The organism is Clostridium paridis (assembly GCF_016765615.1).
Lineage (GTDB): Bacteria > Bacillota > Clostridia > Clostridiales > Clostridiaceae > Clostridium_T > Clostridium_T paridis.
Window position 1 is genome coordinate 720,182 of record NZ_JAESWA010000022.1, and the last position, 25,198, is coordinate 745,379.

General features: G+C 30.0%; 26 protein-coding genes. 6 read left to right on the forward strand and 20 right to left on the reverse strand.

Annotated features, from left to right (window positions below; translation table 11 throughout):
- Positions 1-301: 301 nt before the first annotated feature.
- The gene (locus tag JK634_RS11370) at positions 302-769 is read left to right on the forward strand and encodes a GtrA family protein (protein ID WP_207753624.1); all 468 of its coding nucleotides are present in this window, start codon (positions 302-304) and stop codon (positions 767-769) included.
- 61 nt (positions 770-830) lie between these two features.
- Here JK634_RS11370 and hisE read toward each other — a convergent pair whose 3' ends face one another.
- The 18 genes from hisE to JK634_RS11460 all read right to left on the reverse strand — a co-directional run bounded on the left by hisE (position 831) and on the right by JK634_RS11460 (position 16,474).
- A complete protein-coding gene (gene hisE / locus JK634_RS11375; RefSeq protein WP_202767763.1) occupies positions 831-1,157 on the reverse strand; it encodes a phosphoribosyl-ATP diphosphatase in 327 nt (108 codons plus the stop codon).
- Complete coding sequence (gene hisI / locus JK634_RS11380) at positions 1,154-1,489, reverse strand: phosphoribosyl-AMP cyclohydrolase (RefSeq protein WP_202767764.1); 336 nt, start codon at positions 1,487-1,489, stop codon at positions 1,154-1,156. Before hisI ends, hisE begins: the two co-directional genes overlap by 4 nt.
- Before the next feature lie 10 nt (positions 1,490-1,499).
- On the reverse strand, positions 1,500-2,261 hold the full coding sequence (hisF, locus tag JK634_RS11385) for an imidazole glycerol phosphate synthase subunit HisF (RefSeq protein ID WP_202767765.1): 762 nt from the start codon (positions 2,259-2,261) through the stop codon (positions 1,500-1,502).
- A 15-nt stretch (positions 2,262-2,276) separates the two neighbouring features.
- Positions 2,277-2,990, reverse strand: a complete 714-nt coding sequence (hisA, locus tag JK634_RS11390) for a 1-(5-phosphoribosyl)-5-[(5-phosphoribosylamino)methylideneamino]imidazole-4-carboxamide isomerase (RefSeq protein WP_202767766.1) — start codon at positions 2,988-2,990, stop codon at positions 2,277-2,279.
- A complete protein-coding gene (gene hisH / locus JK634_RS11395; RefSeq protein WP_202767767.1) occupies positions 2,990-3,598 on the reverse strand; it encodes an imidazole glycerol phosphate synthase subunit HisH in 609 nt (202 codons plus the stop codon). The genes hisA and hisH overlap by 1 nt, the downstream gene beginning before the upstream one ends.
- Before the next feature lie 11 nt (positions 3,599-3,609).
- Positions 3,610-4,203 (reverse strand): imidazoleglycerol-phosphate dehydratase HisB, encoded by a 594-nt coding sequence (gene hisB / locus JK634_RS11400; RefSeq protein WP_202767768.1) that lies wholly within the window; start codon positions 4,201-4,203, stop codon positions 3,610-3,612.
- Positions 4,184-5,254 (reverse strand): histidinol-phosphate transaminase, encoded by a 1,071-nt coding sequence (hisC, locus tag JK634_RS11405; RefSeq protein ID WP_202767769.1) that lies wholly within the window; start codon positions 5,252-5,254, stop codon positions 4,184-4,186. Before hisC ends, hisB begins: the two co-directional genes overlap by 20 nt.
- Before the next feature lies 1 nt (position 5,255).
- Positions 5,256-6,542, reverse strand: a complete 1,287-nt coding sequence (hisD, locus tag JK634_RS11410) for a histidinol dehydrogenase (protein WP_202767770.1) — start codon at positions 6,540-6,542, stop codon at positions 5,256-5,258.
- A 9-nt stretch (positions 6,543-6,551) separates the two neighbouring features.
- Positions 6,552-7,175: an ATP phosphoribosyltransferase gene (gene hisG / locus JK634_RS11415; RefSeq protein WP_202767771.1), complete on the reverse strand. Its 624-nt coding sequence runs from the start codon at positions 7,173-7,175 to the stop codon at positions 6,552-6,554.
- Between the two features lie 37 nt (positions 7,176-7,212).
- A complete protein-coding gene (gene hisZ / locus JK634_RS11420) occupies positions 7,213-8,355 on the reverse strand; it encodes an ATP phosphoribosyltransferase regulatory subunit (RefSeq protein WP_202767772.1) in 1,143 nt (380 codons plus the stop codon).
- A 184-nt stretch (positions 8,356-8,539) separates the two neighbouring features.
- Positions 8,540-9,694: a tRNA uracil 4-sulfurtransferase ThiI gene (thiI, locus tag JK634_RS11425; protein WP_202767773.1), complete on the reverse strand. Its 1,155-nt coding sequence runs from the start codon at positions 9,692-9,694 to the stop codon at positions 8,540-8,542.
- On the reverse strand, positions 9,691-10,830 hold the full coding sequence (locus tag JK634_RS11430) for a cysteine desulfurase family protein (RefSeq protein ID WP_202768116.1): 1,140 nt from the start codon (positions 10,828-10,830) through the stop codon (positions 9,691-9,693). The genes thiI and JK634_RS11430 overlap by 4 nt, the downstream gene beginning before the upstream one ends.
- A 325-nt stretch (positions 10,831-11,155) precedes the next feature.
- Complete coding sequence (locus JK634_RS11435) at positions 11,156-11,848, reverse strand: TVP38/TMEM64 family protein (RefSeq protein ID WP_202767774.1); 693 nt, start codon at positions 11,846-11,848, stop codon at positions 11,156-11,158.
- 90 nt (positions 11,849-11,938) lie between these two features.
- On the reverse strand, positions 11,939-12,376 hold the full coding sequence (locus tag JK634_RS11440) for an ACT domain-containing protein (protein ID WP_202767775.1): 438 nt from the start codon (positions 12,374-12,376) through the stop codon (positions 11,939-11,941).
- A gap of 5 nt (positions 12,377-12,381) precedes the next feature.
- Positions 12,382-13,272 carry a homoserine kinase gene (thrB, locus tag JK634_RS11445; protein ID WP_202767776.1) on the reverse strand — a complete coding sequence of 297 codons (891 nt, stop codon included), beginning with the start codon at positions 13,270-13,272 and terminating at the stop codon, positions 12,382-12,384.
- A gap of 1 nt (position 13,273) precedes the next feature.
- Positions 13,274-14,737: a threonine synthase gene (gene thrC, locus JK634_RS11450; RefSeq protein ID WP_202767777.1), complete on the reverse strand. Its 1,464-nt coding sequence runs from the start codon at positions 14,735-14,737 to the stop codon at positions 13,274-13,276.
- A gap of 228 nt (positions 14,738-14,965) precedes the next feature.
- Positions 14,966-15,610: an HDIG domain-containing metalloprotein gene (locus JK634_RS11455; RefSeq protein WP_202767778.1), complete on the reverse strand. Its 645-nt coding sequence runs from the start codon at positions 15,608-15,610 to the stop codon at positions 14,966-14,968.
- Between the two features lie 78 nt (positions 15,611-15,688).
- Positions 15,689-16,474, reverse strand: coding sequence for a YhfC family intramembrane metalloprotease (locus JK634_RS11460; protein ID WP_202767779.1), 786 nt, complete (start codon positions 16,472-16,474; stop codon positions 15,689-15,691).
- A gap of 377 nt (positions 16,475-16,851) precedes the next feature.
- Here JK634_RS11460 and JK634_RS11465 point away from each other — a divergent pair, with 377 nt between their 5' ends.
- From JK634_RS11465 to JK634_RS11485, 5 genes are all read left to right on the forward strand, one after another.
- A complete protein-coding gene (locus JK634_RS11465) occupies positions 16,852-17,433 on the forward strand; it encodes an ECF transporter S component (RefSeq protein ID WP_202767780.1) in 582 nt (193 codons plus the stop codon).
- A gap of 53 nt (positions 17,434-17,486) precedes the next feature.
- Complete coding sequence (locus JK634_RS11470; RefSeq protein WP_202767781.1) at positions 17,487-18,455, forward strand: P1 family peptidase; 969 nt, start codon at positions 17,487-17,489, stop codon at positions 18,453-18,455.
- Positions 18,456-18,666: 211 nt separating this feature from the next.
- The gene (locus tag JK634_RS11475; protein ID WP_202767782.1) at positions 18,667-18,858 is read left to right on the forward strand and encodes an alpha/beta-type small acid-soluble spore protein; all 192 of its coding nucleotides are present in this window, start codon (positions 18,667-18,669) and stop codon (positions 18,856-18,858) included.
- A gap of 111 nt (positions 18,859-18,969) precedes the next feature.
- On the forward strand, positions 18,970-20,784 hold the full coding sequence (locus JK634_RS11480) for a sensor histidine kinase (RefSeq protein WP_202767783.1): 1,815 nt from the start codon (positions 18,970-18,972) through the stop codon (positions 20,782-20,784).
- The gene (locus tag JK634_RS11485) at positions 20,784-21,362 is read left to right on the forward strand and encodes a response regulator (protein ID WP_202767784.1); all 579 of its coding nucleotides are present in this window, start codon (positions 20,784-20,786) and stop codon (positions 21,360-21,362) included. The genes JK634_RS11480 and JK634_RS11485 overlap by 1 nt, the downstream gene beginning before the upstream one ends.
- Before the next feature lie 121 nt (positions 21,363-21,483).
- Here JK634_RS11485 and JK634_RS11490 read toward each other — a convergent pair whose 3' ends face one another.
- Both JK634_RS11490 and clpB read right to left on the reverse strand, forming a co-directional pair.
- Positions 21,484-22,389 carry a transposase gene (locus JK634_RS11490; protein WP_202767785.1) on the reverse strand — a complete coding sequence of 302 codons (906 nt, stop codon included), beginning with the start codon at positions 22,387-22,389 and terminating at the stop codon, positions 21,484-21,486.
- A 168-nt stretch (positions 22,390-22,557) separates the two neighbouring features.
- Positions 22,558-25,155 (reverse strand): ATP-dependent chaperone ClpB, encoded by a 2,598-nt coding sequence (gene clpB, locus JK634_RS11495; protein WP_202767786.1) that lies wholly within the window; start codon positions 25,153-25,155, stop codon positions 22,558-22,560.
- Between the last annotated feature and the right edge of the window lie 43 nt (positions 25,156-25,198).

Genomic DNA, 25,198 nt, shown 5'->3' on the forward strand with positions numbered 1-25,198 from the left:
TTAATTCTAGATCTAAATTTAATTTACTAAACAAATCCATTTTATATCAATTCGATTAATTTGTCATTTATGTATTTAATTAAAATATGCTAATTTCCACTATTTTAGCTAATATCATTAGATTTAATTTGTTTTTAATACTTATTATATTATATTCCAATAGGTTGAATTATTGGTAATATTTTATCATAGTGAAAATTAATAATTATTTTAATGATATTCTATTTTTATTATGTTAAAATGTTTTTAGTTTGTATTTTGCATGTAATCATTTTCTAATACTATCTTGGAGGGGAATTTTTTGATAAACAAAAGCTTTAATTATAAATCCATTATTCAATTTATTACTTATGCCTTAGTTGGAGCATCCAATGTAATAATAGATTTAATTGTACTTAATATACTATGGTTTGCTTCAGGTATGTATATAGGCAGAATCAATTATCTTTTTAAGTTAATTTCGTTTGCGGTATATTCTACTACTGGATATTTACTTAATAAGAAATATACTTTTAAAACAAAAGCTTCAATAAAATCTTACTTTAGTTATATTTCCCTTTTAGCAGTATTAAGCTTAATGGATGCTATTATTTTAGTTAAACTAACAAGATTAAACCCTTTCCACTTACATAGAGGCATGAATGCAAACCTATCAGCCTTTACTGCTGCTATGGCAACAGGCTTGATTGGTTTTATAATTAATAAGTTTATTATATTTAGAAAGAAGTCACACAAAGAACATCCAAATGAAATGGGTGAACTTCACTAAATTTTTGTACATTCCAAAAATCCCTCCATATTTTATCATATGGGGGGATTTTCTAATATCTTTATAGATTTTTTACTTCTTTTCTTTCGCCTTTAAAATTGCCTATCTTCTCACTTCTTTTTTTCAATTCTTCTTCTACTGCTTCTAGTGGTATATCTAGTTCTGCCATTAGCACTAATAAATGATAGGTTAGGTCACATATTTCTGCTACTTGATCTTCTTTGCTATCTCCTTTTGAGGCTATAATTACTTCTGTACTTTCCTCACCTATTTTCTTTAATATTTTATCCAAGCCTTTTGAAAATAGATATTTAGTATATGATTCTTCTTCGCCATCTTCTTTTCTAGATAAAATAAGTTTATATAAGCTTTCTAATTCACTTTTCATATCCTTCCCCCATCTATTTTATTGAAAAAGCAACTATTTTTCCCCGTATGGCATGCTGGACCTTTTGGCTCAACCATCACTAATATTGTATCTCCATCACAATCATAGTACATTTCTTTTACAAATTGTAAATTACCTGAAGTTGCTCCTTTATTCCAATATTCATTTCTACTTCTTGAATAAAACCACGTGGTTCCACTTTCTAAAGTCTTATTAAGACTTTCTTTATTCATATATGCTAGCATTAACACTTCTTTTGTTTTATAATCCTGAACTATTGCTGGTACAAGAGAATTACCTTTGTCAAAATCAATTTTCTCTATATCAAACATAAAATCTCCTTTATTTTCTCATAGGAATTTTTCTTTCTCTTAAATAATCTTTAACTTCATTTATTCGAAGTTCCCCATAATGAAATAGAGACGCAGCTAATGCAGCATCAGCTTTCCCACTTTCGAAGGCTTCATAAAAATGTTCTAAACTTCCACAACCTCCAGAGGCTATAACAGGTACGTTAACTATTTCATCAACCTTTGCAAGAAGTTTATTATCAAAACCTTCCTTTGTTCCATCTCTATCCATGGATGTTAGAAGTATTTCTCCTGCCCCAAGCTTTACCCCTTCTTCAATCCAACTAAGAACGTCTAAGCCAGTATCTATTCTTCCTCCATTTACAAACACATTCCATCCAGTATTATCAGTTCTTCTTTTAGCATCTACTGCAAGTACTATACACTGAGAGCCAAAGTAATAGGATCCTTCTTTAATCAGTTCCTTATTTCTCACTGCAGCAGAGTTAAGAGATATCTTATCTGCACCTGCTCTTAATATCCTTCTAATGTCATCTACTGAAGTTAATCCCCCTCCTACAGTAAAGGGAATAAATACTTTTTCAGCAGTTCTTCTAACCACATCCTCCATTATTCCTCTTCCTTCATGAGTTGCCTTAATATCTAAAAACACTAGTTCATCAGCACCTTCATTACTGTAGTATTCTGCGAGTTCTACTGGGTCTCCAACATTTATAAGTCCTTTAAAATTAATTCCCTTAACAACTCTTCCCTTATCTACATCTAGACAGGGAATTATTCTTTTAGTATGCATAATATCCCTCCTAGGTTATTTAACTAAATCCAATGCATCTTTCAATGAAAGTTCTCCTGAATAAATAGCCTTTCCAGTTATTGCCCCATATATATCTAGTTCCTTTAGTTTTTGAATATCTTCTATATTTTTAACTCCACCAGAAGCTGTAATTTTTATATTTACTTCCTCTTTTAGCCTCTTTAACATTTCAAGATTAACACCTTGAAGGGTTCCATCTCTGCTTATATCTGTAACAATAATATTATCTACGCCGTAGTCTGCCATAGTTTTGCTAAAGTGAATATAGTCTAAATTACTTTCTTTAAGCCATCCATTACCGCAGACCTTTCCATCTCTAGCATCAATTCCTACTATAATAGCATCTCCATATTTATCTAATGCTCTTAATAACAATTCTTTATCTTCAATTGCTGCTGTTCCTAGAATAACCTTATCTACTCCATTAGATAGAAGCTTATCTATTCTATCAAGGTTTCTTATCCCTCCACCTACTTCAATAGACATATCTAAGTCTTTTGCAATCTTTAGAATAATCTCCTCATTTATTCCTGTTCCTTCCTTTGCTCCATCTAAATCAACCAAATGAAGATTAGTTGCTCCTAAGCTTTGAAATTCTTTAGCTTGATCGAATATATCCTTTGCTACGATTTCCTCTTTAGAATAATCTCCTTGATATAATCTAACAGCTTTTCCACCTCTAATGTCTATGGCCGGTAATATTATCATTAAATCAACTCCCTAAAGTTTTTTAATATCTTAAGTCCTACTTCTCCGCTTTTTTCTGGATGAAACTGTGCTCCGTACACCTTACCTTTATTAACTATCGCTGGTATTTTATTTTCTCCATAATTACTATAGGCAATAAGATTTTCATCTTTTATATTTTCTCCTTGAAATGAATGAACAAAATATACATAGCTCTCAACTTGTAACTCTTCCATTATTTTATCTTGCCTATTTACCTCTAAGGAGTTCCACCCAATATGCGGTATCTTAACACTGCTTTCTTTAAGTTTTTTGACTTCTCCTTGTATTATATTTAACCCTTCACATTCTTCGCCCTCATATCCTTTTGAGAATAATAATTGCATACCTAAACATATTCCAAGCATAGGTTTGCCCTTGTCCACTTCTTCCAGAATTATTTGGTCTAAATTATATTCTTTTAGATTTTTCATAGCATCAGGAAATGCGCCTACTCCTGGTAACAATATTCCTTTTGATGTCTTAATTTCGTTATAATCTCTTGTGACTTTACTCTCTATACCAAGGAATTTAAAAGCATTATATACACTTTTAAGATTTCCCATATCATAATCAATGATGCTTATCATTTTGACCCTCCTTAAAGAGCTCCTTTACTAGAAGGAATTCGGTTTATATTATTTTCATCTATTGTTACAGCTTCTTTCAAAGCTCTTCCTAAAGCTTTGAATAGGCCTTCAATTTTATGGTGATCATTCTCCCCATATAAAATTCTTCCATGTAAAGTAATCTCTGCATTCATAGCTAAGGCTCTAAAGAATTCCTTTACCATTTCAGTTGAAAAGTTTCCTATACTCTCTCTTGAAAAGTCTCCCTCAAAGTGCAAGAATCCTCTTCCAGATATATCAAGAGAAACTGTAGCTAATGCTTCATCCATAGGTAAAAAGAAGTTGCCATATCTTTTTATTCCTTTCTTATCTCCTAAAGCTTCTTTTATTGCTTTTCCTAGTAGTATTCCTGTATCTTCAACTAAATGATGATCATCAATATATATATCCCCTTTTGCTTTAATATTTAAATCAAAATTCCCGTGAAATGATAATAATGTTAGCATATGATCAAAAAATCCAACTCCTGTTGATATTTCTGAATTACCACATCCATCAATATTAAGTTCCATTGCAATTTGAGTTTCTTTTGTATCTCTCTTACCTTTATAAACTCTTAATGTCATATCCATCATCTCCTTCATAGACTAAAATCTTTCTTAAAGTATCCATTAGTCTTTTATTCTCTTGAGGTGATCCAACTGTTATTCTGAAACTATCATCTTCAAAAGTTCTAATTAGAATATTTTTATTTTTAAGTCCATTTACCAGTGCATCCTTATGAGATGTTTTTCCATATATAAAATTTGATTTAGATGGATAAAAACATATATCAAGTGAGCTTTCAACCTCTAACTCTTTAAGCTCTTCTAATAACTTTTCTCTTTCTGAAATTATTATATTTGTATTCTCTCTTAATAAATTTATATATTCTAATGCAACGGCTCCTAATGTCTGAGAAAGAGTATTTACATTATAAGGAACCTTATATGCTAAAAGCTCATTTATCTTTTCTTCATTAGAAATTAAGAATCCTACTCTTATAGCTGCTAACCCCCATGCTTTAGATAGAGTTCTCGTTACTATTAGATTATTAAATTTATTAATATACTTAATCATTGATTCACCGTAAAATTCATAGTAAGCTTCATCAACAACTATTGGAATATCACTAAAGCTTTCGCATATCTTAACTATATCTTTTTCTGCTATCACTGTTCCTGTGGGATTGTTTGGATTCGAGAATATTATCAAACTTACATTTTCACATTTTCCTGTTTCTATAAACTTCTTTACATTAATTTCTCCTTGATCTTCAATTTTAACCTTAACTATTTCTCCGCCTTGAACTGAAGTATAGAAATCAAACATAGAAAAGTCTGGATCCAAGGTTAGTAGTTTCTTTCCCTGTGATATTGTTGAGCTTATAATAAGGTTTATCATCTCATCGGAACCATTACCAACAATAATATTTTTTTCCTTAACTCCAGCATATTTTGCATATGCTTTTCTTATACTTAAGGCTTCATCCTCTGGATATCTATTAAACTGAGTAGACGCTAATATTGATGTCATAGAAAATATTGCATCCTTGTATAGATTATTAGATATCTCATTGGCATTAAGTCTAATCTCCTTTGATGTATCCATTGATGTATATGCTTGTATTTTTTTCATCTTAATCTAACCTCACTTTTATAGAATTTCCATGGGCTGTTAACCCTTCCTTATCAGCTAAAGTTATAATGTCTTTCGATGCCTTTATTAATTCTTCTCTTGTGTAATATATAAATGAAGATTTTTTAATAAAACTATCAGTAGATAATGCAGAGAAAAACCTTGCTGTTCCTGATGTGGGTAGTACATGATTGGGGCCACCAAAATAATCCCCAACAGGCTCTGGTGTATAGTATCCTAAAAACACACTTCCTGCATTTTTAACTTTCCCTAATAACTCCATTGGATTTTCAATCATTAGTTCTAAATGTTCAGGGGATATTATATTAGAAAGCTTAATACATTCCTCAATACTCTCACATAGTATCCCTATTCCAAACTTAGCCATGGATTTTTTTATGATATCTTTTCTATCCAAATTTTCAGTTTGTTTCTCCATTTCTTCACACACTTCTTTTAATAACTTTTCAGAAGTAGTTAGCAAAATTGATGAAGCTAAGACATCATGTTCTCCTTGTGATAACATATCTGCAGCAACATATTCCTTTTTAGCTTTTTCATCTGCTATAACTAATATTTCAGATGGTCCTGCTATCATATCTATATCTACAGTACCAAATACTAATTTTTTAGCAGTAGCTACATATATATTTCCAGGCCCCACTATTTTATCAACAGCTTTAATACTTTCAGTTCCATAAGCTAAGGCTCCGATTCCTTGAGCTCCTCCAACCTTATATATTTCATCTACTCCCGCAATTTTAGCTGCAGCTAGAATATAAGGGTTTACTTTTCCATCCTTCATTGGTGGAGTAATCATTGCAACTGATGAAACCCCTGCTACTTTAGCTGGAATAACATTCATTAATACTGAAGATGGATATGCAGCCGTTCCACCTGGAACATAAACTCCAACTCTTTCAAGTGGAATTACTCTTTGCCCCATAAATACTCCACTTTCATTAGTCTGTATCCAAGAATTTAATTTTTGCTTTTCATGAAATACTTTTATATTTTCTTTAGCTTTTTCTAATGCCTTAATAAATTCTTTTTCAACTTTGAAAAAAGCTTCCTCACTTTCTTCTTTTGAAACTAAAGTTGATTCTAATTGAACTCCATCATATAACTTAGTGAAATAGCTTAGAGCCTTATCTCCCTCAACTTTAACCTTGTTTAGTATTTCATTTACTGATTTTAATACCTCTTCACTTTCTTTAACTTCCCTATTCTTTAGTTCTTCTAAAACTTTATTTCTATTTTCTTCGTTGTAATTTAATATTCTTAACATTATAGCCCCCTATATTACATTGCTTATTTTTGAAAGAAAATCTCGAATCTCCTTCTCTTTTAACTTAAAGGCAGTATTATTAACAATAACCCTCGCACTTATATCACAGATTTCATCACGGACAACCAATCCATTTTCCTTTAGTGTTGTTCCTGTTTCCATAATATCTACTATCCCATCACATAACCCTAAAAGCGGTGCGAGTTCAACAGAACCTTCAATCTTGATTATTTCTACGTCCATTCCCTTATCATAAAAATATTCCTTTGCTACATTTGGATATTTAGTTCCTATTTTAATATGCCCATAGTCTTTAAATAATCTTGACTCTGGAAGAGATGCAACTATGAATTTACACTGTCCTATCTTTAAATCTAAAACTTCGTAATAGTTCAAGTTACTTTCAATAAGCGTATCCTTCCCAACAATACCAACATCCGCTACCCCATGCTCAACATAGGTAATTGCATCAACGCTCTTAACTAGAAAATAGTTATAATCCATTTTCTCATCCTTAAAAATGAGTTTTCTTCCTTTATCTTTTAACAATGACACATCAAAACCAGCTTTTTCAAAGATCTTAACACTTTCTTTTTCTAAACGCCCTTTTGTTAGTGCAATATTTACTGTCATATCCTTCCCCCCAATGAATCATAATAATTTAGAAAGATTAGATTAATATTGTATTTTCATCACTCTCTATTTCTGCGTCATCATCTTTCTTTTCAATTAAATTAACCTTATAGCCCTTACTTGTTAATTCATTTCCTTTTACCAGTGCCTCAATAAAGTCTTTTTTTGAATATAATATCTTAGTAATCTTTTCTTTTTTACTACTTTTATATACCTCAATTAATGAGTCAATATTTATAGCAAAGCCAATTGCCCCATTATCTATTCCAAAAGAATTTATTAGTTTATCGTAGCGTCCTCCTTGGAGTACATAGCTTCCAACCCCTTGCACATATCCTCTAATTATCACACCTGTATAATAATTTATTTTAGGTATGATCCCTAAATCTAGGGATACATATTCTTGTAACTTTAATTTTTTAATCGCCTCTGCCAATGCTTTTAAATATAATATTGGTTCCTTTATTTTTTCATATATTTCAAGTTCACTTATTGAGTCTAAGACTTCAATATTTCCAAAAAGCCATGGTAGCTTTTCTAAAAAGTTTTTAATTTCATCTGGTATATTAAGCTTATTTAAAAGCCCCTGTAATTCTCCTAGTCTCTTTTTTTCTATTAGAAATGATATTTTTTCTTTAACCTCATCATCAAGATTTAACTCTTCAAATATCCCTGTGATTACCCCCATGTGTCCTAATTCGATTTTGAATTCTTTTAAGCCTAAAGATTTTAGAAGATTAATTGATAGATAGATTATCTCTAAATCACCTTCTAAAGTTTCTCTACCAATTAATTCAGCTCCACAATGAGTTATTTCATTTGGTTTTCCTCCAAAAACCTCATTTACTCTATATACATTCGAAGTATATCTAACTCTAATTGGTCTTTTATAATCTTTTAATTTTGTACTTACTACTCTTGCCATTGGAATTGTCATATCAGGTCTTAAAACAAGAATCTTTCCTTTATTATCAAAGAACTTATACATTTCTTCTTGTTTAAAAGCTTCAGGATGAGAATTAAAAGTATCATAATATTCTAAGGTAGGTGTAATTATTTGTTCATATCCCCAATTTTCTAAGTTTTCTTCTAAAGATTTTCGTAGCTCTTCCTTTTTGTAACAATCTTCAGAAATTATATCTCTTGCCCCTTCAGGAAGAAAATTATTAATAGCCCCCATTTTATCCCTCCGTCTTTCACTTTATCACTTTATTCTGATAAATTACTAAAGTATACCCTTAATTATACACATTTATACGTAATTGTCAACTTAATATATATTTCCACTATTTCTTTTAAATATGCTAGTAATTATCTATATTTAATAAAAAAAAGATACCCTATATAGGATATCTTTAATAATTTTAAAATGTATAAACTTCCATGTTTTCTATTGCATCTTTAACTAATGCTTCACAATCTAAACTAGATTCTGATTTTTTTATTTCTTCAAGTACTGGTTTTGTTTTAGGATGCTTTGGAACAAAAATAGTACAACAGTCTTCATAAGGTCTTATTGATATATCGTAAGTTTCAATATCTCTTGATATATCCATTATATCTTCTTTATCCATTGAAATTAATGGTCTAAATACTGGTCTATCTGCTACATCATTTGATACAATTAACCCTTCCATTGTTTGAGACGCTACTTGCCCTATACTTTCACCAGTTGTTACTGATTGAATACCTTTTTCTTCTGCTAATGTACATGCCACTCTCATCATAAATCTTCTCATTATGATAGTAAGCTCATCTTCACGACACTTTTCAATTATTGACATCTGAATATCTGTAAATGGAACTACATATAGATTAACTTTTTCTGTATATGTAGCTAGCACTTTTGCTAAATCCTTAACTTTATCCTTAGCTCTTTCTGATGTATAAGGATGAGAATGATAATATACGCAGTGTAATTCAACACCTCTTCTTGCCATCATATACCCAGCAACTGGTGAATCTATTCCACCTGAAAGCATTAGCATAGTGCTTCCATTAACTCCGTAAGGCATACCACCTTCACCTTTTACAACATCTCCTAATGTCCATACATAAGCTTTCTTTCTTATTTCAACTTTTACCATACATTCAGGATTTTTCATTTTTACTGAAAGTTCACCATCATAATTAATTAAAACATGAGCTCCAACTTCTCTTGATACTTCAACTGACTCCATGTTGAAATCTTTATTTGCTCTATTAGTCTCTATTTTAAAAGTTTTTGCTCCTGATGCTTTTACTTTTTCGAAAGCTAATTCTTTAATCTTATCAAAATCACTTTCTATTTCAGTAACAAAGCAAATTTCTTTAACTCCAAAAACTTTCTTTACTCTATTTGCTACTTCATCTAAGTTTTCTGAAGCTATAAACCATCTGCTCATATCTTCTACAAATTCGAATTCAATTCCGTGTAGTTTTCTTGCAATATTCTTTTTTAATTTTCTTTCAAATTTATTTCTATTTAAACCTTTCAGAAATATCTCTGATGCATATTTTATTAATATTAATCTTCTCATTTTCTTACTCTCCTTAAAAATGTAAGTGCTTTTTTAAGCTCTTCTATTGTATAATCTATTTCCTCTTTTGTGCTAAATCTTGAAAAAGAAAATCTAATTGCCCCTTCACTGTCCTTTTCATTTAACCCAATAGCCTTAAGTACATATTTTCCTTTACCACCTCTAGAAGAACAAGCTGATCCCGTAGAAACAAAAATATCCTTTTCTTCAAGCAAATGCAGTAAAACTTCTGCCTTAATCCCAGGAAATGAAACATTTAAAATATATGGACTTATATATTCCTCTTCCTTAGAATTTATCCTCTTATTATCTAGATCATCTATTAGACTAATGAAATATCTTTTAAGTTCTTTTACCATATCAAAGTTTTCTTTTATTGACTTATGAGCTATTACTGCTGCTTCAGTCATTCCTATTACAGATGGAACATTTTCAGTACCACTTCTAAATCCACTTTCCTGTCCACCACCTGATATTAGTGCTTTAGGATTAAGTCCTTTTCTTATGAAACAAAAGCCTACACCTTTAGGGCCATGAATCTTATGTCCACTTGCTGTTAAAAAATCTATTTTATATCTATTTACATCTATTTCTATCTTCCCATAACTCTGAACTGCATCGACATGAAATCTTGCTCTACTAGATAATTCTTTTATAGTTTTCCCTATTTCTAATAAATTTTGTATTGTACCTACTTCATTATTAACATGCATTATAGATACTAATACAGTTTCTTTTTTAATACTTCTTTTAAGCTCCTCTATATCAATTCTTCCTTCTGAATCCAATGTCAATTCAGTAACTTCTGCACCCATATCCTTTAATTCTTTAAGTGTGTTAAGTACTGAAGGATGTTCAAATTTTGTTGTTATAATATGACTTCCCTTTTTACCAAAAGATTTAAGTATAAAATTATTTCCCTCACTTCCACCTGAGGTAAAATAAATTTCGCTTGCAATTGCATTTATAGTACCTGCTATTGCTTCTCTGCAGCTTAATAACTTTCTATCTGCTTCTAAACCAAGTCTATGTAAAGAAGATGGATTTCCAAAGTATTCTCGCATACCAAAATTAACTGCTTCAATTACTTCATCTATAGGCTTTGTTGTAGCAGCATTATCAAAATATACAATCATTTCTGTATCCTTTCTCAATTCTTTTTCCTTTATTTAAAGAACTTTAAATTGTTTATACTATTCTAGTTATACGGTTTTTCATATGAAACTTAACTTATTCTTGTTTGAATAAGTTATTAGTTGAATTTAAAACACTATAAAAAACCCCTAACTTTAAGATTAATTAAAAATTTATTATATGTCAAAGGAAAGTTTATAAAAAAATAAAAAACTCTTAAATTTATATTGTTGAAACCATTACAATTATTATTTATTAAATTTAGAGAAAATAAAAAAGGAAAAAGATTATTATCTGTAAAAATAATAAAGCATTTTCCTATTAAACTTATTCTATTTCTTCTAATTTACTAAAGAAGTGACTTTTAAATCTTATCCCTACACCAATTATAAGAACAAATACTACTGACAACATTATTATAATGAACTTTTTACCACTTGCTATATTCGCTCCATAATAACTTGATAAGAATAATGCTGGTAATCTTCCTAATGTTGAATAGATAATAAAGTTTTTAAAATTTATTTTTGATAGCCCCGCTAGAAATGCCAAACTATCTTTTGGAAATCCTGGAATTAAGTATACTAAAAAAACAATTAAATTAATTCTCTTGGAATTAAATATTTTCTCGAAAGACCTCTTTACTTTTTTCGGTAAAACCTTTTCAACGAAATTATGGCCAAATCTTCTAGTTGCAAAAAATAACACTGTTGATCCAAGGCTAATTCCTATTATTGAGTATAGTGTTCCAATCCACGTTCCAAATGCATATCCTCCAGCCGCTTGAATAAATTCGCCTGGGATAAAGAAAATAACCACTTGTAGAACTTGTAATAAAATGAATGTTATCCCCGCTAAAGGACCAAAGGATTTAATGTAGTTACTTACTTCATCAGTATTCTTAAGTAACTGCATGAAACTTAGCAATTCATCTTTGTATTTATATATAAATAAAAAAAGCACTAATAAAGTTAAAACTGATAGAGCTTTTTTCCAATGACTTTTAATAAAGTTTATCATGGATTCCGCCTCCATATGTTAGTTTATATCTTTATTGTACTGTGCTTTAATTAATAATACTATTAATATATTCTTAAAATATTCTTAATTCTATTCCATCGCCACAAATTCGACTTTTTGCACATCTTCAAGGGACGAAATCTCTTCTAAAATGTTCCATATATCTTCCCCTAGTGAGCTTACATCCATTGTTATACTAAGATTTGCTGAATTGTTGATTGGAATACCTTGATTTATTGTAAGTATGTTCCCACCTTTTTCTGAAAGAAAATTTAATATACTTGAAAGTATTCCTTTTTTATGTGAAATAATCATATTAAAAGTAAATTTTTTCCCTTGAGAGGTCTCTGAAAACTCGAAAACATAGTCCTTGTACTTATAATACACACTTCTACTTATGCCAACTGTTTTCGTAGCTTCAGTTATCTCTTTAACTTTTCCGCCCTTTAACAATCTTTTTACTTCTATTACTTTTTCAAATATCTCTGGTAAAACTTTCTTATCAATTACTAAATACTCACTTTTCAATCTTCTCACCCTTCAACTATTTCTGGACCAATGTTATTCTTTTCTAATTCTAGAAGTTTCCATCCTCCATCAAGTGTTTCTAAATACTTTTTAATGCCTTCTTTTATATCAATAGAACCTTTTTTAATAATACACATTATTGTTGGACCCGCTCCACTGAGAAATACACATAGAGCTCCAAGCTCTCTAGCCTTATTTGTTATATTATCAAAATTAGGTATTAAATTACTTCTATAATTTTCATGAAGTTTATCTTTACAAGCTACTTTCAATAAGTCAAAGTTTCCTGAGTAGAAACAACTTAATGTTAGTGCTGCTTTTCCTATGTTATATACACCATCCTTAAATGGTATAACTTCGGGAAGAGCTTTTCTAGCCTTTTCAGTTGAAAGCGTAAATTCAGGAATAAAAGCTAAGAACTCAATCCCATCTTTTATATCAATTCTATTATAATATGCTTTTCCCTCTTCCATTGAAGAAACGACTATACCTCCAAAGAATGCAGGTGACACGTTATCAGGGTGCCCTTCAATTTCAACTGCTAAATCAAATAAATCATCATTACTAAAAGGACTTCCCATTAAGATATTTGCTCCTATTAATCCAGCAACTATACAACTTGAACTACTTCCAAGGCCTCTAGATATAGGAATTTCTTCTTTAATTATGCCTATTTTTACGCCTATTTTCTTGTAATTTGCCTTATTAAAACAGCGAATCATCGCTTCATATATAATGTTTTGTTCATTACAAAACTCTTCCTTTACTCCAACAAACTCTAGTCCTTCTGGAATCTCTTCAAAGAAATATTCATTATATAGTTTAAAAGCTAACCCCATGCAATCAAACCCAGCCCCTATATTTGCAGTTGTTGCTGGAACTTTAACTCGTACCATGCTATACACCTACTTTTAGTATTTCTTTTAGTGTAGCTTCCATTTTATCACTTGGACACTCTAAATTATGAAGTATAGGAAGATCCTTAAGTTCCTTTAATCCTGCAGGAATTTCTAAAGATGTGTAGTCAGAAAGTTTATTTAATAGTTCTAAATCACTTTCTTCGTCTACTTTTATTCCTAGTGCATTTATTATACTTCTATTAAACTTAAATGGACTTGCTGTTGAAGCTACTAATACCTTTTTATTGTCACCAGTTTTCTCTTGATACTTTTTATATACACTATAGGCTACTGCAGTGTGTGTATCCATTAAATAATCTTCTTTATTATAAACATCTTTTATTGCTTTATATACTTCATCAATTTCTGAATAATCTCCATAAAAATCACTTAACTTCTCCTTCATTTCCTGGGTAATTGAATATTTACCACTGCTTTGAAGGGAATTCATTAATTCCTGAACCTTTTCACTATCTCTATCTGAAAGTTCATATAACAATCTTTCTAAGTTTGAAGAAACTAGTATATCCATAGATGGAGATTCTGTTAATATAAGTTCTCTATTTTTATCATAAGTTCCTTCCTTGAAGAAGTCTGTTAACACATTATTTTCATTAGATGCACATATTAATTTATCAATAGGTAACCCCATTTGTTTTGCATAGTAAGCAGCTAATATATTTCCAAAGTTTCCTGTTGGAACTGCTACATTGATATTATCTCCTTCTTTTATTTCACCTTGTCTAACTAACTCAAAGTATCCATAAAAATAATATACTATTTGAGGAACCAATCTTCCTATATTGATTGAATTTGCTGAAGATAATGAAATATTGCTCTTTTCAAGATCTTCTTTTAGTTCCTTATTACTGAAGATTGTTTTTACCCCTCTTTGAGCATCATCGAAATTCCCATCTATTGCTACAACAAAAACATTGTTACCTCTTTGAGTTCTCATTTGCTTTTCTTGAACTTCAGATACTCCTGATTTTGGATAATAAACTACTACTTTAAATCCTTCAACACCACTAAACCCTTCCAATGCTGCTTTCCCTGTATCACCTGAAGTTGCTGTTAATATAACTATTTCATTTTTGAAATTTATTACCTTCTTTGCTTTCTTCATGATTTGCGGAAGAAACAGAAGTGCTGCATCTTTAAATGCAGATGTAGGTCCATGATATAGTTCTAGGAATCCATTCTTTACTTCTACATTAAATCTTCCTTTATATGCATCGCTAATAGCCCTGATTAAATCTTCATTTGGTATGTCTGTAAAATATTGACCTATGATTTTTTCAGCCAATTCTTCATATCCATAATCAACTTTATCCTTTAATTTTGAATAAACTTCTGGAAAACTTGATGGAACAAATAGCCCCCCATCTTTTGCTATTCCTTTTAAGATTGCTTCTGAAGAAGATATATTATCTTCCACGCCTCTTGTACTTCTAAATAACATAAAATCACCCCAAATTTGCATATTACATTATATAGTAATATATAATAAAAAAATTATACCTTGTCTACTATAAGAATACAACTGTTTTTTTACGAAAGACTTTCTTTAGGGGACGGTTAACATTTTTTTGTTGTATTTTTTATGGTGTTATGTAATCAAAATTGCTTAAATTTCACTTAAAATAGTTCATTTAGTTGTTAACCGTCCCCTAAATTTTAAAAGATGAGCCTACACTGTTTGTAGGCTCATCTTTTCTTTTTTACTATTCAATTTGCTTTTAAAATTATTAATTGCAACTTCTGTGTTAATTCTATCCTTTTCTGAAAGTTCTCCTCGTCCGCATCTATCTGCATATGATAATAATGCAATTTCATCTATTGAGGTTTCCATTATTAATCCTTTAATATTTGCAAATGGAAGATTTTTTTCAACATACAAATAATGCATATGGTATTTTACTAAATTACTTACCTTCTCTATAAACTGATGGTCCTCCTCAAATGGGCTTATAAAATCAACGACCATCTCACTTCCTACACTATCGTGGTTATATGATGTCCATCTACCATTTCGCATTTTAGTTGTAGTTAATTTTCCTATATCATGTAGAAGTGATGCCCACATTAACGCTCTTTTATCTGTACTTTTACTTCTAAGATTTGCAGCTTCATCCACAACTAGCATCACATGATTTAGCACATTTCCTTCTGGGTGATATTTAGAAGATTGCTCAATGGTAGCTAATCTTTCAATTTTGTGAAATACAGTTCCTTTTAATGAGTTATTATTAAAGAGAGTCCTTAAAAATATTGATGGCTTTTGGTCCTCCAATAAATGCTTATCAATTTCATTAAAAATTTCTTGATTATTCATTTGTACACCTTCTTTATAAAGCTTTATAAATGTTTATATATATGGTTTGTTTATGATGATTTTTTATTCTATTCATTTTTAAACATCTCTAGTAAACAATCCCTTAGATTTTTTGATAAATAATAATGCTATAACGAACGAAATAAATGCACCTATCTCAACTATAAATATATTAACTATTCCCACTTGGTAAAGCACTGCTGGGAAATCAATTAGTGCATGGAATATAATTGCTAAGAAGAAAAATTTATATTTTCGCTCTTTTATTGCATATAAAACAAGTAATGACAGTCCTACTTGAATTCCTAATGCAAATATCCTTTCTATACCTGATATAAGCCAATAATAACTTTGAGTATCTATTAATGCATTTTTTGCATTTTCTAGTGTATTTGCAGCCACTCCTGAAGTATCTATTAATTTATTATAAGTTCCTGTGTTTATCATAATCGCTAAAATAAGATTATTTAAAAATCCTAATCCAGCTATCAAGATAGCTTCAATTCCTCCATGTCCTAAACCATATGCCAAGCCATCTTTCCATTCTTTTTTGTTTTTAAGGACAAATTTAAAAATAATAAACCTTGCTGTTTCTTCAAAGATTCCAGCCATTAGTCCACCATACAACATATATAATATTGGATTCTTTAAAACTTCAGCTGTAACTGTTATCTTTGTTAAAACAACTATATGGACTGACTTTTCTAATACTTGTGTTGCTATAAAGAATGCTACCGCCCCTATTAATACAGTTTTTATTGAAATTCTTTCTTTTTTATAAAAATAAACTACTAATGCTATTGGTAAAATAATAGAAATAATTATTGTTATTACCATAAAAAAAACAGAAACCGTACTTACCATATCTTCACCTCTTAAAAATATCCTTTAAATAGAATTATAATACTGATAATCTAGTGTATGCTTAAGATTTACTTAAAAGTACTTGGGACGGTTAACAACTATTTGCACTAGTAAAGTATAAATAGTTGTTAACCGTCCCCAAAAAGAAAGAATTTTCAGAATTAATTTTTTTTATGTTATAAACACTAACAATAAAGCCATTTGTCCAAATTAAATGCAAGAGTTAGATATTTTTTTAACAATATGGTATTGCACTTATAATTAAAAATGTTAAAATCTTATTGTCGGTATTCTATTTTAGAAACTGAACTAGGATCAAATTAATAATTTTTTCCGAATTATATCTACTTAAAAGAGTAAGAACGGAGGCTATCAAAATGGAAAGAAAAACAACTATGACTATGAGTATTAGAAAGCTTGTAGTAACAGGGATGCTAACTGGTATCACATTATTTTTAGGATTAACTGGGCTTGGATTTATAAACATACCGCCAGTTAAAGCAACTATTATGCACGTACCCGTAATTATTGGAGCTATTGTTGAAGGACCAGTCGTTGGAGCTGCAGTAGGATTTTGTTTTGGATTATTCTCAATGTACCAAGCATTTACAGCACCTACACCAACTTCATTTATATTCTGGAACCCAATTATCGCTATCTTGCCTAGAATACTTATTGGTTTATTTTCTTATTATGCTTATGCTTCAATAAGAAAGAAATTCCCTAAGACAGGCATTGGTGTTGCTGCAGTTATTGGTACACTAACAAATACAATCTTTGTTTTAGGACTAACATATGTTTTCTATGCTTCAAAATTTGCACAAGCTATTGGTATTAATCCATCAACTGTTGGAAAAGCCCTTTTTACAATTGGACTTTCAAATGGAATTCCAGAAGCTTTGGTTTCAGCAATAATTGCAGTTCCTGTAATAAGTATTTTGAATAAAATTAGATCGTAATTATTATAAGCATCCAAGAATCTTGGATGCTTTTGTGATATGGAGGTATTATTATGAATGAGATAAAATTTACTGATATTGATGGAATTAAGCTTGGTCATGCTCAAAATTTTGAAGGATGCACTGGCTGTTCTGTTGTTATTTGTAAGGAAGGTGCCTCTGGAGGTGTAGATGTCCGTGGTGGATCTCCAGGAACGAGAGAAACTGACCTCTTAAATCCTATGGAACTTGTTGATAAAGTTCATGCAGTCGTATTATCTGGTGGAAGTGCTTTTGGCTTAGATGCTTCTGCAGGCGTAATGGAGTACTTAGAAAAAAAATCAATAGGTTTTGATGTTGGTGTTACGAAAGTTCCAATTGTTTGTAGTGCTGTTTTATTTGACCTTGTTATTGGTAGTTCAGATATTCGTCCTGATAAATCAATGGGACTTCAAGCATGCATTAATTCTGAAGAATATAATGGCGACATAAATGGAAATATTGGAGCTGGTACAGGTGCAACTGTTGGGAAATTTAAAGGACCTGAATTCTCCATGAAAGGTGGACTTGGAACTTACGCAGTACAAGTTGGTGATCTTCAAGTAGGCGCAATCGTAGCAGTTAACGCATTAGGTGATATCATTGATACGGAAACTAATAATATTATCGCAGGTACTCTATCTGATGATAAGAAAACTTTTGTAAATACTGAAGACTATATGATTTCACAATATGATAAAAGTAAAAATGTTTTTAGTGGAAATACAACAATAGGCGTCATTGTTACAAATGCAATTCTAACTAAGGCTCAGGCTAATAAAGTAGCATCCATGAGTCATAATGGTTATGGAAGAGCGATTAGACCTGCTCATACAATGTTTGATGGTGATACTATATTTACTTTATCTACAAACAAAGTAAATGCTGACATTAATGTTGTTGGACTTTTAGCTGCTAAAGTTATGGAAAAAGCTATTGTTCGTGGGATTAAAGAAGCTAGTTCAGCTCATGGATTAATTTCCTATAAAGAATTTAATAAATGATGTATTTTTTTATTTGTTTTTTATAAAAATATAAAAGTGCATTATTATAACAATTTGTCCTATTTTTTGGTTAGACATGTACACATTTCCTCTTTTACCTCTGATATTATAGTGTATTAAAAACAAGAGTGCACAAAATAATGATGCAAAGCAAATAAAGCTTAGCAAATAAAATATTAAATCCCATAAGGGATAAAAGGAGGAAACTGTTATGGCAAGAAGTAATAGAACATTAGTACCAGATGCAAAAAATGGGCTATCTAAATTTAAAAATGAGGTAGCTAGTGAATTAGGCGTTCACTTAAAAGAATACAATGGAGATATAACTGCTAGAGAAGCAGGTTCAATCGGTGGAGAAATGGTAAAAAGAATGGTTGAACAATATGAAAACAATATAAAATAATTAGTAAACAAAAGGGTGTCTCCTTATAGGAGACATCTTTTTTATTTAAGAATTTTGTCATATAATATATTTTATTACTATCAATATAATCAACATAAGGAGTTGTTTAATTTGAAAAACAGCCTTCGGGTAAAATTTAAAATACTTATTACTCTATTAATATCAGTTAATGCAGTTATTGTAATTATTTCACTATATAATTTTTTCTATATAAAAGATTCTATTAATAGTTTTTATAAATACAATTTTGACAGTATTAATGCTGTTAAAAATATGCAAGATATTACAGAAAATCAGCATTTTGCATTATTAAATTATATTTCTACTAAAAATGAAACTTACAAGAACAATTTTTTAGATTTAGATAAAAATTTTTATGACAATTATGCTATTCAGCTTGATAGGACCTCTGAAAATGGGGAATTGGACTTGAATAATCAAACAAAAGCACTATATATTAAATTTTTTAATACAGGTAAAACTACTTTTGATTCTTACGATAAAGGAAATAGTATCTCTGGTTATTATAATGAAATACAAAATAAATATAATGAACTTAAACAAAATTTAGATGCTATATATGAACTTAATAATAATGCTATGAAAGTAAAGATACTAAATTCTCAAGAAAAAATAATTCTTTCTTCGAAATTTTTATTCATATCTTCTTTGATAGTCTTATTTCTAAGTATTCTTTTATCAAATAAATACTTAGATAAACTGCTACTCCCTCTAGTAAATCTTCAGAATGCAATACGTGGCTTTAAAGATGGAAACTTTTCATTTAATAGACCTATTAATTCAGAAGATGAGATAGGCGAAATTTATAAAGAATTTCACAATATGTCAAAAAGAATTAAGGAATTTAAAGACTCAACTTTGGGACAACTTATGGAAGAAAAAAATAAGTCGCTGTCAATTGTTAAAAGTATATCAAATCCTTTAATTGTTTTGGATAACAATTTCAAGTGCATCTTAATAAATGATGCTTGCGAGGATTTCTTTAAGTTTCGTGAAGCCTCACTAATAGGTCAACATATATTAGATTTCATTACAGATGGAGATTTATTTGATTTTATTTCAAAGGCTAAAGAGGTTAACTTTAGTGGTGCGTCTAAAGTTATGAATTTTCATAAAGATAGTCATAGTTTTAATGTATCTGTTTCAACTATAAAAAATCGAGATTCAAACCTAAACGGAATAATAGTATATTTTCAAGATATTACAGAACTAAAAAAACTTGATAAATTAAAACAGGACTTTATTAGCACTCTTTCACACGAGTTAAAAACTCCGCTAACTTCAATTATGATGGGCTCTTCAATGCTTGAGGAAAGTGTTATAATTGAAAATGCTGATGAAAGATATAGAATTATCAACACGATACAAGAAGATGCAGAAAACTTATTAAATATGATTGATAATTTTTTAAAGCTTACTCAGTTAGAAACTGATCAAAATTACTTAAATTTTGAGATTGCAGATATTTCTGATATTATTAAAAATTCTATTAAGAATTTTTGTACTATATCTCACGCTAGAAATATAATATTGAATTTTGAAAGAATCGGGGCTTTGCCAATGATTTCTATTGATAAGGAGAAATTTTCTTGGGTTGTTAATAACCTTATTTCCAATTCTATAAAATACTCCTTAGATAACAAACAAGTATTTATTTCTTTATACTCTGATGATAAATCAATAATTCTTACTGTACAGGATCAAGGTATTGGTATTAGCAAATCACAAATAGATAAAATATTTGATAAATTCTATAGAGGTAACGATACATCAAATGGTACTGGACTTGGACTACCTTTATCTAAGCAAATCGTTGAGCTTCATAACGGTACAATAACTTGTAATAGTGTATACGGATCAGGAAGTATCTTTAAGGTTACACTTCCAATAATAGGAGGCATATAATGAAAACTATTTTAGTAGTAGATGATACGAAAAATATAAGAGAAATGCTTAAAACTTTTTTAGAAATAGAAGGGTATAAGGTTTTTGAGGCAAAAAATGCTGAAGAGGCTATAGAAATATTTAATCACCATCAAATTGACTTAATGTTTACTGATATAAAACTTCCAAATGTATCAGGAACAGAACTTTTGAAGCAAGTTAAAAAAATGAATAAATCAACAACAGTTATTGTGATGACTGCTTTTGGAACAATAAAGAATGCTGTAGAGTGCACTAAATTTGGTGCTGCAGCTTATCTTCAAAAGCCTTTCACTACCAAAAGAATTAAATCAGTTTTAGACGAAGTTTTAAGAAAACATACTATAAAAAAAGACGTTAACTCATACTTAGTTTTATCTAAAAAATTAATAGACGATAATGACTATTTTAAAGCAGAAGAAGTTTTAAATAAGGCTCTTTCTATTGATAAGGAAAATAAAGAAATTTACCTATTAATAAGTCAAATTGCTGAACTTCAAGGAAATTTTGAAAAAGCGAAAAAATTTATTTCTATGGCTGAAATACTTGGGGACGGTTAACATTTATTAATTCTATATTTTATATTAAAATTTAAATGTTCTGAATGTAAAAAAGATAGACAAATTAGCTTGTCTATCTTTTACCTATTTTACAACCAAAATTTTAAGTAAATTTTTTAATTTATGCTGATTTTAAAAAATTATAAATTTCGTCATTGTATTCTTTATCATAAGTAATTAAATTAATGCCTATTCCACACAACTTAGATACTCTTGAATAAGTTATGTTCCCCAAAACCTCAGAAATCTCACTACATTTAAAGTTTCCTAAACTTTTCATTAACACCACCACAATTGCTTTTGCTTTTAGTGTTTCTCTTCTATTTTTAATATTAAGCATATCTCGTCCAAAACCATACTTATCTTTTATATATTTAAAAATTGAGTCTAAAGTGAAATTCCTCTCTATAATTTTTCTGCCGCTTATATATTGACTCTTCTCTTCTTTAAATTCGCCTTCATTAATATTTATTCCTGAATATCTGCTAATCTTCTCTGAATACCTTTTACATGCCAAATAGGAATCTTCTGCTATCAACGAATTTATAAAAGAATTATCAACTATTTGAAATTCGTCATTCTTTAAATTCAGATAAGATCCTAAGCTTGAAAATCTATATTTCTCAGGAAATCTTCTGTATTTTTTAATATCTTTAGGATTATTATGTATGTATAATGATAAGTTCATAAGATATCTATCGCTATTTATCAATTTACTTTTAAATCTGTCTTGGAACAAATGTCCATGTCTCTTATATTTGTGATTATAATATCTTGAATACATTAAGTTAACTCTATGCATTACTTTTGATATATCACTTCCACAAGAATCAATAATGAAATGGGCATGATTATTCATTAAACAAAAAGCATAAATTTTAAAAATATAAAACTTTTGACATTCTTTTAGAAAATCTAAATATTGAATTTTATCAAAATCATTCTTAAATAGTTTTACTTCAGAGATACTTCTAATCATTACATGATAAATTCCATTGCTAACTTTTATTCTTGCAGTTCTAGGCATAAAATCACCTTCCTTACCTACTGAATTATTGCCATATTTTATTTACCTATTCAATAGATACGTTGATTTTAACGGGGACGGTTAACATTTCTTATATCTAAATTAGATTACTTAAATGTTAACCGTCCCCGATTACCGATTAGATTACCTTGATTACCAGGTTTAATTTTAAACCTTAAACACTAATGCACTATCCTCTTCATCGATAGTTACGGTTACTCCATCATAGATTTCTCCTGAAATTATTCTTTTTGCAAGATTTGTTTCCAATGTATTTTCAATATATCTCTTTAATGGTCTTGCACCATATACTGGGTCAAATCCCTCTTCCGCAATTAATTTTTTAGCATTATCAGTTATTTCTAGGATTACATTCTTTTCTTTCATTTTATTTTTAACCTTAATCAAGAATATATCTATTATTTTCTTAATATCATCTAATGATAATGGGCTAAAGGTTATTATATCATCAACTCTATTTAAGAATTCCGGTTTAAATCTCGACTTCATTTCATTCATAACTTTTTCCTTTGATTCTTCTGAAACTCTACCATCTTTACTTCCATCTAATAAATAAGAACTTCCTATATTGGAGGTCATTATTATAATTGTATTCTTGAAATCAACAGTTTTACCTTGATTATCAGTTAGTCTTCCATCATCTAAAATCTGTAGGAACACATTAAATACATCTTGGTGAGCCTTCTCTATCTCATCAAACAAGATAACTGAGTAAGGTTTTCTCCTAACTGCTTCTGTTAGCTGACCACCCTCCTCATACCCTACATATCCCGGAGGCGCTCCTATCAATCTAGAAACAGAATATTTCTCCATGTATTCTGACATATCAATTCTTATAATGTTCTCTTCTGAGTCAAAAAGAGTTCTTGCTAATGTTTTCGCTAATTCAGTCTTACCGACACCAGTTGGGCCTAAGAAAATGAATGATCCTATTGGTCTATTTTCGTCTTTTAGCCCTGCTCTTGCCCTTATAACTGCATTTGTAACTGATTGAATTGCCTCATTTTGACCTATAACTCTTTCTCCTAATTCCTCTTCCAATCTTAAAAGCTTCTTCTTTTCCCCTTCCACTAGCTTTGTTACAGGAATTCCAGTCCATTTAGATACTATGTTTGATATTTCATTTTCTGTAACCTCTTCCTTTAAAAGAGCTCCCTCATAGTTTTCTTTAACTTCATTTTCTTTTTCAGCTATTTTCTCTTCAAGGGATGGTATAAGTCCATATTTAAGTTCAGCTGCCTTATTTAGATCGTACTCTCTTTCATATTTTTCAATCATTCCTCTAGCATCATCTAGCTGCTTTTTAAGTTCTCTAATTTCTGATATATGAGACTTTTCTTTTTCATATTTTGCACTCATCTCGTCATTCTTACTTTTTAGTTCTACAAGTTCTTTATCTATTGATTGAGCTCTTGCAATTGATGCTGGATCTTTTTCTTTAAGTAATGCTTCTCTTTCAGTTTCCAATAGAAAAATCTTTCTTCTTACCTCATCAAGTTCTGTAGGCAAGGAGTCTATTTCGCTTCTTATCATAGCACCAGCTTCATCTATTAAGTCTATGGCCTTATCTGGCAAGAATCTCCCTTGAATATACCTATCAGATAATTTTGCAGCTGCAACTATGGCAGAATCATGGATTCTTATTCCATGATGTATTTCAAATCGTTCCTTTAATCCTCTTAAAATTGAAATTGTATCTTCTACTGTTGGCTCATCAATTACAACTGGCTGAAATCTTCTTTCAAGAGCCTTATCTTTCTCAATGTATTGTCTATATTCATCAAAAGTTGTTGCCCCTATACAATGAAGTTCTCCTCTTGCTAAAAGAGGCTTAATTAAGTTTCCAGCATCCATTGCGCCTTCTGTTTTACCAGCACCAACTATTGTATGAATTTCATCAATAAATAATATTATTCTACCTTCTGAACTCTGAACTTCTTTTAATACAGCTTTTAATCTCTCTTCAAATTCACCTCTATATTTTGCACCTGCAATCAATGCTCCCATATCTAACGAAAATATTATTTTATCTTTTAATCCCTCTGGTATATCTCCTCTAACAATTCTCTCAGCCAATCCTTCAACTATAGCTGTCTTACCAACTCCAGGCTCCCCAATAAGTACAGGGTTGTTTTTAGTTCTTCTAGAAAGAATTCTAACAGTTCTTCTTATTTCTTCATCTCTTCCTATAACTGGATCTAGCTTATGTTTCTTGGCTAATTCAACTAAGTTGACTCCGTATTTGCTTAACGCATCATATGTTCCTTCTGGATCTTGTGTTTCAACTCTTTGACTTCCTCTTATTTCTTTTAAAGCCTTTAAAAATTCATTCTTTGTAACACCATATTTATTTAACAAATTTCCTATTACATTCTTATTTTCTATGTCAATAATCCCTAAGAATACATGCTCTACACTTATATACATATCTTTAAAGTCTTCAGCGTATTTATCTGCCTTTATAAGTATTTCTTCTATTTTCCTAGTTGCGTATACCCCTGATGAGGACGCAGCTGAACCTAATACCTTAGGCATACCAGATAAAAGTGAATCAGTATCCAATCTTAGTGATTTAATATCTTTTCCCATCTTACTTAAAATATTTGCAATAAGTCCATCTTCTGCATTAATAAGAGCTGCAAAAAGATGTATTGAATCTACACTTTGATGATTGTTCTTAACTGCTATTTCATGTGCATCATTTAATGATTGTTGCACTCTTAATGTCATTTTTTCAATATTCATATTATCACCTCATTAAAATTCTCCTTGTATTTTGCTTTAATTT

Excerpts from the sequence above, each read along its gene's own strand:
- hisE (WP_202767763.1), bottom strand. The coding sequence starts at position 1,157 with ATGAAAAGTGAATTAGAAAGCTTATATAAACTTATTTTATCTAGAAAA.
- hisI (WP_202767764.1), bottom strand. The coding sequence starts at position 1,489 with ATGTTTGATATAGAGAAAATTGATTTTGACAAAGGTAATTCTCTTGTA.
- hisF (WP_202767765.1), bottom strand. The coding sequence starts at position 2,261 with ATGCATACTAAAAGAATAATTCCCTGTCTAGATGTAGATAAGGGAAGA.
- hisA (WP_202767766.1), bottom strand. The coding sequence starts at position 2,990 with ATGATAATATTACCGGCCATAGACATTAGAGGTGGAAAAGCTGTTAGA.
- hisH (WP_202767767.1), bottom strand. The coding sequence starts at position 3,598 with ATGATAAGCATCATTGATTATGATATGGGAAATCTTAAAAGTGTATAT.
- hisB (WP_202767768.1), bottom strand. The coding sequence starts at position 4,203 with ATGACATTAAGAGTTTATAAAGGTAAGAGAGATACAAAAGAAACTCAA.
- hisC (WP_202767769.1), bottom strand. The coding sequence starts at position 5,254 with ATGAAAAAAATACAAGCATATACATCAATGGATACATCAAAGGAGATT.
- hisD (WP_202767770.1), bottom strand. The coding sequence starts at position 6,542 with ATGTTAAGAATATTAAATTACAACGAAGAAAATAGAAATAAAGTTTTA.
- hisG (WP_202767771.1), bottom strand. The coding sequence starts at position 7,175 with ATGACAGTAAATATTGCACTAACAAAAGGGCGTTTAGAAAAAGAAAGT.
- hisZ (WP_202767772.1), bottom strand. The coding sequence starts at position 8,355 with ATGGGGGCTATTAATAATTTTCTTCCTGAAGGGGCAAGAGATATAATT.
- thiI (WP_202767773.1), bottom strand. The coding sequence starts at position 9,694 with ATGAGAAGATTAATATTAATAAAATATGCATCAGAGATATTTCTGAAA.
- JK634_RS11430 (WP_202768116.1), bottom strand. The coding sequence starts at position 10,830 with ATGATTGTATATTTTGATAATGCTGCTACAACAAAGCCTATAGATGAA.
- JK634_RS11435 (WP_202767774.1), bottom strand. The coding sequence starts at position 11,848 with ATGATAAACTTTATTAAAAGTCATTGGAAAAAAGCTCTATCAGTTTTA.
- thrB (WP_202767776.1), bottom strand. The coding sequence starts at position 13,272 with ATGGTACGAGTTAAAGTTCCAGCAACAACTGCAAATATAGGGGCTGGG.
- thrC (WP_202767777.1), bottom strand. The coding sequence starts at position 14,737 with ATGTTATTTAGAAGTACAAGAGGCGTGGAAGATAATATATCTTCTTCA.
- JK634_RS11455 (WP_202767778.1), bottom strand. The coding sequence starts at position 15,610 with ATGAATAATCAAGAAATTTTTAATGAAATTGATAAGCATTTATTGGAG.
- JK634_RS11460 (WP_202767779.1), bottom strand. The coding sequence starts at position 16,474 with ATGGTAAGTACGGTTTCTGTTTTTTTTATGGTAATAACAATAATTATT.
- JK634_RS11465 (WP_202767780.1), top strand. The coding sequence starts at position 16,852 with ATGGAAAGAAAAACAACTATGACTATGAGTATTAGAAAGCTTGTAGTA.
- JK634_RS11470 (WP_202767781.1), top strand. The coding sequence starts at position 17,487 with ATGAATGAGATAAAATTTACTGATATTGATGGAATTAAGCTTGGTCAT.
- JK634_RS11475 (WP_202767782.1), top strand. The coding sequence starts at position 18,667 with ATGGCAAGAAGTAATAGAACATTAGTACCAGATGCAAAAAATGGGCTA.
- JK634_RS11485 (WP_202767784.1), top strand. The coding sequence starts at position 20,784 with ATGAAAACTATTTTAGTAGTAGATGATACGAAAAATATAAGAGAAATG.
- JK634_RS11490 (WP_202767785.1), bottom strand. The coding sequence starts at position 22,389 with ATGCCTAGAACTGCAAGAATAAAAGTTAGCAATGGAATTTATCATGTA.
- clpB (WP_202767786.1), bottom strand. The coding sequence starts at position 25,155 with ATGAATATTGAAAAAATGACATTAAGAGTGCAACAATCATTAAATGAT.